The organism is Bradyrhizobium sp. Kon56, assembly GCF_055807635.1.
This window is the reverse complement of the sequence record NZ_JBVVOU010000064.1, coordinates 1-13,938: the sequence shown is the minus strand read 5'-3', so window position 1 is coordinate 13,938 and position 13,938 is coordinate 1. Positions and strand designations below refer to the sequence as shown.

Here is a 13,938-nt window from a genome sequence, read left to right as displayed (position 1 = left end):
TGGCGGAGCCCATCACTGGGCCCGTCAGCTCACTCGGCTTGGCCACGAAGTTCGGCTGATCCCTCCCGCCTATGTAAGGCCGTTGTGAAGCGGCAAAAGAACGACGCGATCGACGCCGAGGCGAGAGCCTCTCGTCCGCAAGACGCAGCCCTACGCCAAGCGGATTGCCCACAGGGGCGTTTGGGTCGAGCCGAAGCTGCTCGCCGAGATCGAATACCGAGCGAAGTCCGGCGAAGGAAAGGTCCGACACCCGTTCTTCAAGGGACTTCGAGAGGACCTTTGATCGCGTGTCGGTTTCAGGTCAGGACGATTGCGATCGGTCCGGATGTGAAATGATCGGCAGATCAATCAGGAAGCGACTTCCCTTCCAATCTTTGGCGATGGTCAGATGGCCCTGAAGCTGCCGCACCATGCCGGTGATTATCTTGAACCCCAGGCTGGCGCGCGGTTCATCGATGTCAAATCCTTCGGGCAGACCCTTACCCTGGTCCGACACCTCGACGCGAAGGCTTTCTTCGATCTCCCGTGCCGAGATCTCGATGGCTCCTCTGCTGTCTGGATATGCATACTTTATGGCGTTCGCGACGAGCTCGTTGATGAGCAAACCAAGCGGAACGGCATGGTCGGCGGAGAGCAGCAATGCGTCCGATCGGCAATTCAACGTATGTTTCCCCAAGTTCCCCCTGAGCTTCTTGCAAAGTTCCGTCATGAAGTCCGCGAGCTCGATGAAGCCGACATGCGAACTCCGCCACAGGTGGTCGTGAACGTCGGCAATGGTGGAGACTCGCAGACTTGCATCTTCCAGGGCGCTTTTGACCTCCTGAGACGGTGTGTTGCGCGCCTGTACCCGAAGCAACCCCGCGACCGATGCGAGGCTGTTCTTGACGCGGTGGCTCATCTCGCGGGTCAGGAGTGCCTGGTATTTGAGGGCTTCCTGAAGCTTGGCGTCGGCCTGCTGGCGTTCGATCGCAATGCCGAGCAGGCCGGCGAAACCGGTGAGGAAATCGGCATCGGCCTGGTCGAACTGACCGGCATCGGCGCTGTCGACTTCGAGAACGCCGAAGTAGGCCTGGTCCTCCGCGCCCTTTTCGATAAGCACGTTGATCGCACGCCTGACGCCATGATCGGTCAGGAGCTGCGGCGTACGGAAACGTGTTTCCGCCTTCAGGTGGTTCGATATCACCGATTCCCCGGTACGGTAGGCATAGCCCGCCGGAGATCCGACGTCGGCGGCAAGCGAGACGACGTCGATGGTATTCTCCTTCCAGCCTACGCCGGCACGGACCATCAGGCGTTCTCCGGCGGGCTCATATTCCAGAACCTTTGCGAACTGCGCCCGCAGTCCGATGGCGCAGAGTTCGGTCGCTTTCTGAAGGATCATCCGGAGATCCCGCGTCTGCATGGCGGCGCGGCCGAATTCTCCCAACAACGATTGTTGCCGGAGTCGGTAACCAAGCTCGTCCCGCCCCGTTGAATCCGGTGATGAAGCCGCAGGGCCGTCGCCTGTATTGAAGGCTGTCATCGTGAACTTTTCCCCTACAACCGACGCTTCCTGCCCAACCAGGTGCGTGGCCCGGAAGATCATGAGAAGGGGTATAGAGTAATCGGATCGTTGGCGTCATGCGACCGGGCGCCGGCAAGGACCCTGACCTCTCCGCGCCGAGGGCCTTGACCGCGCTGCGGCAAGTCTGATTTCAGAGTGGAAAGCGCAGGCCGGCGCCGGCTCGAAGCGGTGGCGCCGGTCGTGGCGGCGATCAGCCGGCGGTATCGATCACCATTTCGACGAGCTTGGCCATCTTTTCGCGGGTCAGGTCGCCCGAGTTGGAAATGTACGGCTCCACCTCCGGCCCGTACACGAACGGAACACCTTTCGACGAGCCGCTATCGCCGATCCTCGTCACGACGATGTTTCCGAACGCCGTGGTGATCGTGGTGGGCGCGCCATCTCCGACCTTGAAGGATACGCCGACGGGGCGATGGTCATTGAGTTCGATCTGCGGCGCGAACGAGAACTGATTGTCGGCGAAATGCTCTTTCAACTCCGCCAGAAAAGGCAGCACATGGCGCTCCATGGCGACCTTGCAGTGCTCGATATCTGCGGTGCGTTTTTCCGAGTTGGTGGCGGCGATCTCGGTCTGACGGTTCTTCTCCGCCACTGCGACCGCGGTCTTTGCGCTGAACTTGGCTGCGAGTTCCTGGGCGTTCATTTTGTTTGTTCCTTGGGATCTTCATGACCCGAGCAACAGGTACGCCGCGAGTGTGTTTTCTTGGCGGCTCTTTGCGAGATCGCCGAATGAAGCTGCTGCAGCGAAGGTCCCGACAGACGGAGCGATCGATAAGCTATGTTGCGGATCATCCGCCGTGATCCGTCAATCGACGAAGCGACGCCACGACCTCGGGACTACGATATGGCTTTGCCATGAACTCGCTCCCGGAAGGCAGATCGCCAGGCCCCACTCTCACGAAGCCGGACGTGGCGAGTATCTTGATGGGTGGCCACCGGTCCCGGACGAAGCTGGCGAGCTTCAGCCCGTCCATCGAACCCGGCATCTGGACATCGGTGAAGACGACGTGGATATCGGAACGGGCCTCGAGTATCGCGATAGCCTGGTCGGCGTTGCCGGCCTGAACGACTTCGAAGCCTGCCTGCTCGATCATGTCGGCGGCATCCATCCGGAGCAGATATTCGTCTTCAACGATCAGGATCACGGGAACTAGATGCGCCATCTGAAAGCCTCCGGCCCAGTCCGGCAGTCGAGCAGAAATTCGGTCTGTCCCCTTTCATGCACGGAAGCTTGTCGCGCGGGAGTCCTCATGACGCGGCCGTTGCCAGCGGCATCTTGAAGACGAACGTGGTCTCTTCCGCCGTCGACGTGACATCGATGCGGCGGCCGTGGGACTGCGCTATCTGGGAGGCGATGTGGAGTCCAAGTCCGAGACCCTGCCGGCTGTCGCGGACGTCGCCCCGAAAGAACGGCTCGAACAGTTTTTCCATCGCACTGGCCGCAATGGGTTCGACCGCATTCGCGACCCAGAGCCTTAACTCGCCGCCCTCCGTCTCCGCTCCGAGCCGGACGGGCCGGTCCGAGGCTCCGTGCCTGAGGGCGTTGCGGGCCCGGTCGCAATTCACCGACTCGGAGATGTCGAAGTTCGTCTCGCCGCGATGAGGTCCGCAGTTCGTCGACGACCTGCGGGTTCCAACGGCTGCCGTCGTCGCGATTGAGCACGATACGGCTGCTGAGCCGTCCACGCGTGAAGTCCAGCACGTCATCGATCGAGTCAGACATGCGGGTTGACGGTGGTGTTGATCATATCGAGCACGCGGAGGTGCTTGTGCTCGTGCAACGCCCGGCGCCGCAGGATCCGTGCGCCGGGTGCCCACATGATTGAGCGGCACGACCTTGAAGTCGCCTTCGAACTCGGGTGCCACGAAACTACGCAAGTTCTTGGTTGCAGCCAAAACCGTGGGCGACGACCATGGCCCTGCTGCCGCGCCCGGTGACGTGCACGTTGTTTTTTGCTTGGATGTCCATTGATGATCACCGATCCTTGCTGGCGCGTTGACGCGACCCTCTAGACTCGGGGATCGGAAAGGCAACGACCCCCGTTGCGAACTGTTCCAATGTCACAACCTGAATTTGTGATGCCCCAGATTTGGTGCCGTGCACGGAACGGCCGAGCCGAGTCCGCCTTGAAGCTGAACCGGATGCGAAGGAGCCGGGGCGCTCCCAGCCGAGCACGTGGTCGAAATCGGTGGGATCGAAGGCCTTCAATGAGCGTCCATCCGACTTATTGGCAACGCTCCCTTAAGGTCGCTTCGAGGTCGGCGTCGACGACCTCGGAGAGAACATCAGCACCGCCGGCCCGGACCTTGAGGGGGTGCCGCTCGGGACGAGATGGTGACGGCTGCGGCGGCGGGCTCGCTCATCGAGCTTGGACGGAGGGCGATCGTGGAGCTGACCGGCCGCCAGACGCCGTGTGTCGTCATCGGCCCCTTGCAGGCTGGCTTGAAACGGCAGGTGCTCTCGTCGGCAGAAACAGGCCTCAATTAGTTAGCTGGGGCGGGCTTGGTGGCTGGCCAGCCTGTATTCATTGGCTCGCTTTGCCGCAGGTTTAGCTGCTTCAGGAGCTGATCCTTGAACTGCAGGGCGGCTCCGCGCACCGCAAGCTTTTCTACCGAACTCGGCCGAGCCGTGGGGGTCCGATCTACTGCGCGGGCAGATCTAATCGATGCTGACGGCGCGGCCGCGGCTGAGCGAGCAGACTCCAGCCGGAACCCTTGCATTTAAGCGTACATAGTTTAGGCGCGCCCCCCTGGCGGGTAAGATCGAGAAAACATTCCCTCACGCATGGTCCGGTCGTACCAAAACGTACAACCATGGGCATTAGCGAAAGCTTCGGCTTCCGCAATGGCGAGCGGACCTGTCCCGCCGAATGCGCGTTCGACAAACCGCCCTTTAACTTTTAACCCTTGCTCCATAGCCAGACCATCCAAGACCGCGGCTAGGCGGGTCAATGACTCCTCGCGGGTCTCCATCGGGAAAGCTTGCAGCCGCAATGATGAACGGCCGCTGACTGTGCGCGGCCTGCTGCAACATGGGCCGCAGGCGCTGCTCGGACTAGCTCGTAGCGGCCGGCGCTGCGACGTTTCCGCACGATCGGCGCGGCGCATCCAACACTTCTAAAGCCGCGTTCTTTTATTGAGGAATATCGCCAAGAGCTTTGCAGGTGTAGCCGGTCAATTGGATAGAGTTGACGCGCTGATTAGAGACGAAGAGCTGCGGCGGCGGGCGTCGCTTAGCAGCCAGCTGCCCACATTATCTTTACGTCTAATGGGTGCATGCTCGATGGGACGGCAGCCGGCTGTAGCGCCGACGCTCGGCGCCCGTGCTCTGGATTAGGGCGCGGACCTCCTAGGCAAGAGGCCGACGTTCTTTGGGGCCCGTGCGATAGGCGGCGCCGGCTTCAGGGACCGTTCCGCGGCGAGCCGGCACGGCTTGACCGACCGCTGAGTTCCACGACCCCTTCCTGCAAATCGAGCTGGAACAAAGGTTCCCGAGCGCCGTTAGGCGCTGGGAGAAGCCATTATGGACAAAGTCACTAGGTGTTTGCGGTGCGGCAAAGAACTGTCCCGGTGCCGGGGTTATACGGCAGAACAGACCTACAGTGCATTGTCTGCGACGCGGTTGACCTGAAGCAGGCGAAGCCTATTTCCGACACAACCTTTGAATGAACTGGCGCTTGAAAGGCCCTCTGATGTGATGTCTCGAACTCGATACGGCGTAAAACGGGTCGGCATATGCCGCTTGGGGCTTCTTGATCAGCCCTATTCACCCTTGGCTTTTGAGCTTACGACGCTGTCGAGCTTCTTCCTGATCGGCTTGGCACGCTAAGTGCTGCCGTGTAAAAGATGGCCATTCAAAAGGGAGCTAACCAAATGTCTTTGTTCCATGAGGCCGCTCCGCTAAGCAGGTCTGTAAAACTGGCAGGTTCCGAACTCACCTGCTCCTGCCATGCCTGTGCATTCTTCAGCTCTGACGACGAGGAACAGGCCGTGCTGGCGCCGTTCGCCAGGGAGGGGTTGGCGGCAAACGACCGGCTTGTTCAGATCATCAACGATCAGCACCGAGAGGACCGTGTTCAGCGGTTGAAGGCCGGCGGGATAGATGTCGACACCGCCACCGCTCGGGGACAGTTAGACATGCGGCCATGGGAGCGGGCCTATCTGAGCGGAGGCAAGGGCTTTGACCAGGATGCCATGCTCGCTCTGATCCAGGAGGTGCTCAAGGAGGGGCGAAGCAGCGGTTTTGGCATGACCCGGCTCTGGGCCAACATGGAATGGGCTCTGGAAGACCTTCCCGGTGTCGACCAGATCGTCGAATATGAGACAAGACTAAATCACGTGCTGCCGAAGTATGACGACGTGGTCGTGTGTACGTACGACCTCAACAAGTTCAGCGCAGCAACCGTTATGGATATCCTGCGGACCCATCCACAGGTGATCATCGGCGGGGTACTGCAGCAAAATCCGTTCTTCGTTCCTCCCGATGAGTTTCTGACTGAATTGAACGCTCGCAAGAAGCACGCTTAACAATATTCGCGTGGAGGCGGGCAATTTGGGCGAGGCCGATCAGGTCGAGGGCGGCGAACTGCACGCCTTGCGCCGAGCCCTCGGCGATATGGCGGCTCTGTCGTCCCTTCCTGCAATGTGGGTCAATGCGGATGAGGAACGAATAGCAGCCAGCCTTGTCGACGCATTGATGCGGGTGCTCGATCTCGACGGCGCGCGGGTGGCCTTTCGAGCAGAGGGCGACCAGACCCTGGAAGTCAGCCAGCTTCCCGACGATGGATCCCACAAACTTGCCGATGTTCTACTGGCTGCGGCTCCCGACCCCGGAGCGGGAAAGGCCTTTGACCTCCGGCCGGGCGGAGGGCTTCGCGGCTTTTGTACAGCTATCGGCCTGACTGGCGCAGGACGTCTTGACGCGATCTCTCGCAGGAAAAACTTTCCAACGCGAGCGGAGCAGTTGGCGCTAACCATGGCGGCCAACCAGGTTGCCGTCGCTTGGCAGAGAGTGCGCGCAGAACGAGCTCTACGCATGCAGACCGACGCGCTTGACCGTGAGCGGCGCGCGGTGGACCTGTTGAACCGCAAGCTCGGAAGCGAGCGGGACAAGCTGCAGCGGTTGTTCGAGCAGGCTCCCGGTTTCATGGCGGTGATGGCCGGCCCCCAACACATCTTTGAACTTTGCAATCAAAGCTACTTTCGGCTGATCGGGCAGCGAGAGGTTATAGGACGACCTGTCCGGGACGTTTTCCCGGAATTGGAAGGTCAAGGTTTTTTTGAGTTGTTGGACAAGACCTATTTGAGCGGCATTCCCTACACATCGACTGCCGCGGCCATCGACCTTCAGCGCGAATCGGGTGGCCCACTGGAGCGACGCTACCTCGACTTCATTTATCAGCCGATTATCGATGATCAAGCCAATGTAACTGGCATTTTTGCTCAAGGACACGACGTCACCGAGCAGGTCCAAAGTCAGGCGCAGCTTTCGCTCAATGAGGAGTCGCTGCGGCTGGCCACGTCGGCAGCAGGCGTTGGAATCTGGGACCTCGATCTAACGACCGGCCATTTGACCTGGTGCGACCGCACCAAGGCCATGTTTGGTATTTCCCCGGACGTGCCCTGCAGCATGGCAGACTTCTATGCTGGGCTGCATCCCGAAGACCTGGTTGCGACGAGCGAGGCCTTTGGCTCCGCGCTCGATCCGCAGCGTCGCAGCACCTACGACGTAGAATATCGGACGGTCGGCAAGGAAGACGGCATCATTCGATGGGTAGCCGCCAAAGGCAAAGGTGTGTTTGACGGTGAGCGTTGCATTCGGGCGATTGGAACGGCCATCGATATTACGGCGCGGAAAGCGGCCGAGCAGGCGCTTGTCGAGGCAGAGAAGGAGCTGCGCAAGGAAACGCGCGCACTTCAAATCCTCAATCGAGCCGGGACAGTCGTGGCCGCAAACCTCGACTTGTCCGATGTCGTGCAAAGCGTCACGGATGCTGGCGTCGAGCTTACGGGCGCAGGTTTCGGCGCGTTTTTTTATAATGTGATCGATGATGCCGGCGAAAGCTATACCCTCTATTCGCTTTCAGGGGCGCCGCGAGAAGCCTTTGCAAATTTCCCAATGCCGCGCAATACGGCGATCTTCGCGCCGACCTTTACAGGCGAAGGGACTGTGCGATCGGACGACATCCTCAAAGATCCTCGCTACGGCCATAGTGCGCCTCATAAGGGGATGCCGGAGGGCCATTTGCCGGTGAGGAGTTATCTTGCCGTGCCCGTTCGGTCTCGCTCTGGCGAGGTGCTGGGCGGTCTGTTTTTCGGTCATCCCCAGCCGGGAATGTTCGATGCCCGAGCCGAAGACCTGATGACCGGCCTTGCCGGCCAGGCAAGCGTTGCTATTGACAATGCTCGGCTCTTCCAAGCATCGCAAAGTGAAATTGCGCAACGGAAAACCGCAGAGGAAATGCTGCAGCGGCTAAACGCGACCTTGGAGGAGAGGATTGCTGAGGAGATTGCCCAACGCGCAAAGGCCGAAGAAGCTCTTCGTCAGGCTCAAAAGATGGAGGCGGTTGGTCAGCTTACGGGCGGAGTCGCTCATGACTTCAACAATCTGCTGACGATCATAATCGGAGGTCTCGATACGATCCGGCGCAGCAAGCCTGGCGACGATGTCCGCGTCCGGCGGGCCGCTGAGATGTCGCTGCAGGGTGCACAGCGGGCAGCGAGCCTGACAGCCCGGCTGCTGGCCTTTTCGCGGCGACAGCCTCTGGCTCCTCAACCGTCCGATCTCAACCTGATCATTCGCAATATGACGGACCTCTTTCACCGCACCCTAGGCGAGACCATCGAACTGGAAGGGGTCCTCGCGCCACGGCTGTGGACGGTGGACGTTGATCCAAACCAGGTCGAGAGTGCCATCCTGAATCTCGGCATCAATTCCCGTGACGCGATGCCCACGGGCGGACGTTTGACGATCGAGACGGCGAATGTCGTTCTTGACGAGCAATATGCAGCAATCGACGCCGAAGTCATCCCGGGCCAATACGTTATGGTCTCGGTGAGCGATACGGGTATGGGCATGGACAAGGAAACGCTAGGCAGGGTGTTTGAACCATTCTTCACGACCAAGGAAGTCGGCAAGGGTACAGGCCTTGGCCTCAGCATGGTCTACGGCTTTGCAAAGCAGTCAGGCGGCCACGTGACTGTGTACAGCGAGCCCGGCGTCGGTACGAGCGTCAAGCTGTACTTCCCCCGCTATCATGGCGAGGTGACCTTGGCCTCCGAAAGCCAGGCGCGGCTTGCGCCACTTGGCCATAAAGAGGAAGTGGTCCTCGTAGTCGAGGACAATGCAGACGTGCGTGCCTACAGTGTTTCGGTCCTGAACGAACTTGGCTACACCGTGCTGGAAGCTGAAGATCCGGAAACGGCTCTCACTATTTTGCGAAGCCCGAAGCGGATCGACCTTCTCTTTACCGACGTCGTCTTGCCGGGAAAAAGTGGCCGGGAACTGGCGGACCTGGCAAGAAAACTGAGATTTGATCTCCGAGTGTTGTTCACGACCGGCTATTCGCGCAACGCCATCATTCACCACGGGCGTCTTGACCCCGGCGTACAACTCATCAGCAAGCCTTTCACGTTTGAAGGATTGGCGGCTCGCGTGCGGGACGTCTTGGATACCAAGAATACGACGTGAAGAGAGGGTGGGAATTGCCACCACCAAATGGCCGATGATTCCTATTTGCCGCAATCGCGGTCTGCATTGCAGTATTACAACCCGCCAATGCTACTGTTTAAGCTACGGCCGAGAACGAGCCAAAGCTTCGGCAGCCCACCGGATCCAGAGCCTTGCGGAGCGCTCGATCGGTTCAATTGCGGACACGCAACCACCGATGCCGACATTCGTTGATCGTGGCCGTCTGAAGCCGGCAGGCCCTGCGTCCTGAACCCATTGAGCATCTTCTAAGTTGTTGATCTTTCTAGATGTGGCAATCGTTTCCGTCCCGCTTTGTTCACGGGCGCTTCACCAATTCGTTGCGACTTCGTTGCAGGGTTCTTGAAGCGGAGCGGGCGTCGGGGATTCATAGGCATCGTTGGATGACCAACGATGTCTTCGGTTGAGGTTACTGACCGAATGGGCCGCGCTTGCCCCGCGTTTGTGTTGGGAGTGGGCCGCCATCGCCGGGTGTCGGTGGTTCAAGTCTGTGAAGCGTTACGGCGTTAACCCCAGACAAATACCCCGCAACTATTCCAGCGCAAAAACGCCGCCCGCTTAAATTTATCGCGGACGGCGGCCTTCCAGCCCCGGGAGGGATGGCAAAGATCCCGGTGTGACTTAGTCTGAATGGACTAGGCGAAGGTTCAACCGCGCACCGACGAAAGGACGCCATGCGATGATTGCGGAGGAGCTTTCCCTCTCGGTCTTTACGATTGAGGTCGATCGAAAGTCGGTCGTTGCATTCGGCGCCAGGAAATATTCCGAGCCCGAGGCCATCTGTGCTGACGAAAGAATACGCGACAAACCCAGTTCGGCGCGATCGGGCGGCGAGCCTCTTTGCGACGAGACTTGCAACCTCGCGCGTTCGATTAGCCAATCCAGACGAAAAGGACCGCTACCGAGAGCAGACCTCCGCGCGATCTGCGGATGCTGGTCTGCCGGTAAATTTGACCGGTCCAGAGTGCACCAGCGCGGCGACGTGCGGCTTCTTGGACGTGCGCCGCGGCTCGTCCGCATGTTGGCGATACCGTTCCGATCAGGAAACGCACAGGGTAGCCGCCGGCAGGACTCATCCTGTTTTGTTGACGTGAGAACAAGTCGTCAAGAGCAGCAAGGTTCGGCTGCATTGCCAGTTTTGTCCCAAAGTCGGCTCAAACACTCCGCGAGGAGTTCCAATTGCCATAGTAGCACCAGCGGCCACTAGAACAACGGCGGTCAGTGCGAACAATCGAGAGGTCGTCCAATTAACGTTCATGGCGCTTCCCTCCAGTGGAGCGCGCACACTATGCTTCGCGATGCCTGCCGCTTGTGAACTAACTCACACAATCCCTATCACACCCGCGTGCTGCAGGAGGTCCGCCAGCGTGAAATCGGCGGGGCCGCCGTAAATCGGCGTGGGGTCCCGCCGCCATCGGCGCTTTAGCTATTGATCTAGCAAACCGTGCGGGGTTCACACTTGGGTCCGGAGCGCCGCTCGGTGGTGCGTTCAACGACTTCAACAAGGCCGCGGTGGGATGCAGGATCGCGCGGACCCGCACGCGCGGGCGCGCCTTCGACATCGCCGCCCGAAATTCGCCGTTCGGGGTCTCCGCGCACGATGCCCTCGCTGAAGTCCGCGACGTGCTGGGGTCAATCGGCGACACCTGCCTGGAGTGCCTTTCAGAGCAGGACTAAACCAGCTCTTCCACCGCGCTAGGCTCGGCCGTAGGTGCTCGTAGCAGTTCGATCCACGCCAACGCTGCGTGGATCCATCTTTGCCGGCCGGCTCCAACGGCCTCGGCGGCCAGCTTCATCGCCGCAGCCGCCTCGCGCCCGGGGTCGCACTCAATGTCCATCGAGCGGATATTTAATCGCAGACTGAACCGATCACAATTCGATGGCACCGTAGGAACCGAGGCAGCTGCACAAGTCAGGCGCCCCGTCCTAACCCTCTGGAAGCGCTCCGCCCATCAGCTCTCCGAGCCGGAGATGGACTTGATCCAGGAATTGGGGACCCGCGGGCAGCCCGATCACCGACAAACCCAGACGCCGTTGACCAGCACGCGGTGGCAGTAAGCCGCCCCCTCCCGCGACCGCTCCTCCGACGACTGCTCGCCTACCACGGCCCGGCGTGTGGCGCGGCGGGCGACACCCCGGCGTAGCTCAGGGGCGTCAAGGGCCGGCCGACCCGGGCTTCGCAAGCGATGCGGCGGGTCATGATCTCGTCGATCGGGCTCCGCGCAGCGACGCACTCCTCGCTCGGTCCGACCACGGCTTCCTCAGGTCCGCACATCCTGGTTCGAATGACGCTCATCTGGATTTACTCCGGTCCAGCAACGAAGGTCAGTTCGGCCAGGCCGAACCGAGGATGATCGAACAGAAGTTCTGGCGGACATAGTTCATGTCCTTCAGCGCAAGGACGTCGGCCTTCACGTTGCCGAAGGTCGTCAGCGGCTTCTTGATGATGCCGTTGGCGAAGTGATCTATGATGTTCTCCTTGAAGTTCGTCTCGCGCGGATGATGGACGCAGACATGGTCACGCTGTTCATGCGTGAAGTCATGATAGGCGATACCCAGCACATCCATCTCGACACCCGCGGTCACCAGGGCGATGGTGGGTCGCATATGCTCGGGAATACCGGGCGTGGTGTGGAGCGCGATCGAGGTCCAGACGTCCTCGATTTCACGCTCCGGCAGCCCGTAGCTTTTCATGAAATCGCGCGCAGCATTGGCACCGTCGACCTCGAAGCGCAGGTCGGGACTGGAATACTTCTCTGTAAGGCCCATGTCGTGGAACATGGCCCCGAGGTAAAGCAGCTCCGGCTCGTACTTAAGGCCGTGGCGCTCGGCGGTGAGGGAGCCCCAAAGGAAGACGCGACGACTGTGGTTGTAGAGCAGGTCGTCTTCGGTATCGCGCACGAGCTGGGTGGCGGCGCGGGCGATGGCACTGTCGGGCAGGCGGATGCCGGCGATGATCTCGGACATGGAGCGCTCTCCTTTTTTGCGTAGCGGGCTGGTTGCTTGTACCTATTTGCCAACCGGGCACCGCTCCGCACAAGGAAGGGCATCCCGCGGATCAGGACAGCCGCACGTCTTTTCCTGACATGACGCTTTGTGGGGAAAGCAGGATCGCGAGCGTTGCCTTGGCCGGGAGCGCGCGCTCTATTCCGGTGTCGCCCGCCGGAAGCTCCCGCGATATTGGATGGGGCTCACGCCAAGACGGGCGGTGAACACGATCCTCATCCGATCCGCCGAGCCGAAGCCGCAGTCGAATGCAACCGCCTTCAGCGGCCGGTCGCTTCCCTCCAGCATCATGCGCGCCGCATCGATGCGGGCGCGCTCGATGAATTCGTGCGGCGTGATCCCGGTCGCCTGCACGAAATGCCGGGCCAGATTTCGGGCGCTCATCCCGACGACGGCGGCAAGGGACTCAAGCGAGTGGCGATCCCCGACGTTCGCCATCACATGGTCCTGGATACGGGCGATAGGCGATTCCGGATCGGCAGGCGCCGTGAGATAGGGGCTGAACTGAGACTGTCCGCCTTGGCGCTGGGCGACTACGACCAGCCGCTTGGCCACTTTGAGCGCCGTTTCTGCGCCGTGGCGCTGCCCGACCAGCGCCAAACCGAGATCTATTCCCGCCGTTACACCCGCCGCGGTGATCAGCCGTCCATCGCGGACATAGATCAAATCCGGTTCGACTTTTGCTCTCGGGAACCTGGCCGCCAGCGCCTGCGCATCCTGCCAATGGGTCGTGACACGCCGATCGTCCAGCAGACCGGCATAGCCAAGGACAAAAGCCCCGGTGCAGATCGATCCATAGAGGCTCGACCGCCACGGCAGCTCCTTGACCCACTGAAGCAAGTGCGGGTCGGGCTTTGTTTCAGGTGGGGTGGGCGTGCCGGCCACCAGAACAATGTCGAACCCACCCGTCGCCTCCTCAAGCGTTAGATCGGAAACAAGCCGTATGCCGTTCGAGGCGCGCAGCGGATTGTGGTGAGCAGCAACGAGTACGGATTCATAGCGGTCGGCACTGTCGAGAAAAGTGTTCGCTTCGCTGAACACGTCCATCGGCCCTGCCACGTCCAAGGCCTGGACCCCCTCGTAGACGACGATCGCGACGGCTTGTACCGGCACCTTTAAAGTTTCTCCAGTCGGGCGCCTTATTATGCATGTCGTTCACACAGTGCAAAGGGCGGCGGTGTCTGGACAGGCGAGCCTGTCGCGCCATTATTTCGGTGCTGCGTCCTTGTCGGGGATCGTCAATGCCCCGTCTTTGGAATCGACCACGAAGACCGCGAGCAAGCTGGCGGGCTCCGTGTCGCTCGCGTTCTCGCTGACCCTGTGATGAGAGCCTGGCGTTTCGTAAAAGCCCTCGCCTGTGCGATAGAGCTGCGCAGGGTCATCGCCGACTTGGCTGCGGATGGCCCCGGACAGCACATAGGCATAGAAAAAGACAAGTAGCTGCCCGTGTAGCGCAAAGCGTTCCTTGCCGATCTGTCCAGTCGCATTCGCCCGTCGTTTAGGCGAGGGAATCGTTTCCCTTCGGCTCCTGCAAGAATTTAGGCACGTGTCCGCGGTCGCGGGGGGGCGGGGCGTTCGGACGCGTCGCGACCGAGCTTGGACTGCAGCTCGACGAGGTCGGTGAAGACGTCGGCCTGCCGGCGCAGCTCGTCGGCGATCA

General features: G+C 60.6%; 10 protein-coding genes and 2 pseudogenes. 4 read left to right on the top strand and 8 right to left on the bottom strand.

Features of this window, described 5'->3' with window-relative positions; all coding sequences use genetic code 11:
* Together AC0L3B_RS37295 and AC0L3B_RS37290 are read left to right on the top strand one after the other, a co-directional pair.
* Nucleotides 1-123 (top strand): annotated as a pseudogene (locus tag AC0L3B_RS37295) (IS110 family transposase); the annotation flags it as partial.
* Nucleotides 119-283: pseudogene (locus AC0L3B_RS37290) on the top strand (ATP dependent DNA ligase); the annotation flags it as partial. The pseudogenes AC0L3B_RS37295 and AC0L3B_RS37290, both read left to right, overlap by 5 nt.
* Before the next feature lie 18 nt (nucleotides 284-301).
* On the opposite strand, the gene AC0L3B_RS37285 reads toward AC0L3B_RS37290, so the two are convergent.
* The 4 genes from AC0L3B_RS37285 to AC0L3B_RS37270 all read right to left on the bottom strand — a co-directional run bounded on the left by AC0L3B_RS37285 (nucleotide 302) and on the right by AC0L3B_RS37270 (nucleotide 3,271).
* On the bottom strand, nucleotides 302-1,522 hold the full coding sequence (locus tag AC0L3B_RS37285; protein ID WP_473382463.1) for a sensor histidine kinase: 1,221 nt from the start codon (nucleotides 1,520-1,522) through the stop codon (nucleotides 302-304).
* 232 nt (nucleotides 1,523-1,754) lie between these two features.
* Entirely contained in the window at nucleotides 1,755-2,156 is a 402-nt protein-coding gene (locus AC0L3B_RS37280; protein WP_473382459.1) for a hypothetical protein, read from the bottom strand.
* 196 nt (nucleotides 2,157-2,352) lie between these two features.
* Nucleotides 2,353-2,727 carry a response regulator gene (locus AC0L3B_RS37275; protein ID WP_473382456.1) on the bottom strand — a complete coding sequence of 125 codons (375 nt, stop codon included), beginning with the start codon at nucleotides 2,725-2,727 and terminating at the stop codon, nucleotides 2,353-2,355.
* 85 nt (nucleotides 2,728-2,812) lie between these two features.
* Nucleotides 2,813-3,271, bottom strand: a complete 459-nt coding sequence (locus AC0L3B_RS37270) for a sensor histidine kinase (RefSeq protein ID WP_473382467.1) — start codon at nucleotides 3,269-3,271, stop codon at nucleotides 2,813-2,815.
* Nucleotides 3,272-5,437: 2,166 nt separating this feature from the next.
* On the opposite strand from AC0L3B_RS37270, the gene AC0L3B_RS37265 reads away from it, so the two are divergent.
* Nucleotides 5,438-6,091: an MEDS domain-containing protein gene (locus tag AC0L3B_RS37265; protein WP_473382454.1), complete on the top strand. Its 654-nt coding sequence runs from the start codon at nucleotides 5,438-5,440 to the stop codon at nucleotides 6,089-6,091.
* A 25-nt stretch (nucleotides 6,092-6,116) separates the two neighbouring features.
* Complete coding sequence (locus AC0L3B_RS37260; RefSeq protein WP_473382452.1) at nucleotides 6,117-9,254, top strand: hybrid sensor histidine kinase/response regulator; 3,138 nt, start codon at nucleotides 6,117-6,119, stop codon at nucleotides 9,252-9,254.
* A 2,116-nt stretch (nucleotides 9,255-11,370) separates the two neighbouring features.
* On the opposite strand, the gene AC0L3B_RS37255 is transcribed toward AC0L3B_RS37260, so the two are convergent.
* From AC0L3B_RS37255 to AC0L3B_RS37240, 4 genes are all read right to left on the bottom strand, one after another.
* Nucleotides 11,371-11,568, bottom strand: a complete 198-nt coding sequence (locus tag AC0L3B_RS37255) for a hypothetical protein (RefSeq protein ID WP_473382450.1) — start codon at nucleotides 11,566-11,568, stop codon at nucleotides 11,371-11,373.
* A 29-nt stretch (nucleotides 11,569-11,597) separates the two neighbouring features.
* Entirely contained in the window at nucleotides 11,598-12,239 is a 642-nt protein-coding gene (locus AC0L3B_RS37250; RefSeq protein ID WP_473382448.1) for an HD domain-containing protein, read from the bottom strand.
* A 177-nt stretch (nucleotides 12,240-12,416) separates the two neighbouring features.
* Nucleotides 12,417-13,391, bottom strand: a complete 975-nt coding sequence (locus AC0L3B_RS37245) for a GlxA family transcriptional regulator (RefSeq protein ID WP_473382446.1) — start codon at nucleotides 13,389-13,391, stop codon at nucleotides 12,417-12,419.
* 93 nt (nucleotides 13,392-13,484) lie between these two features.
* Nucleotides 13,485-13,938 (bottom strand): cupin domain-containing protein (locus AC0L3B_RS37240; protein WP_473382444.1); only part of this gene is annotated, 454 nt, incomplete at its 5' end.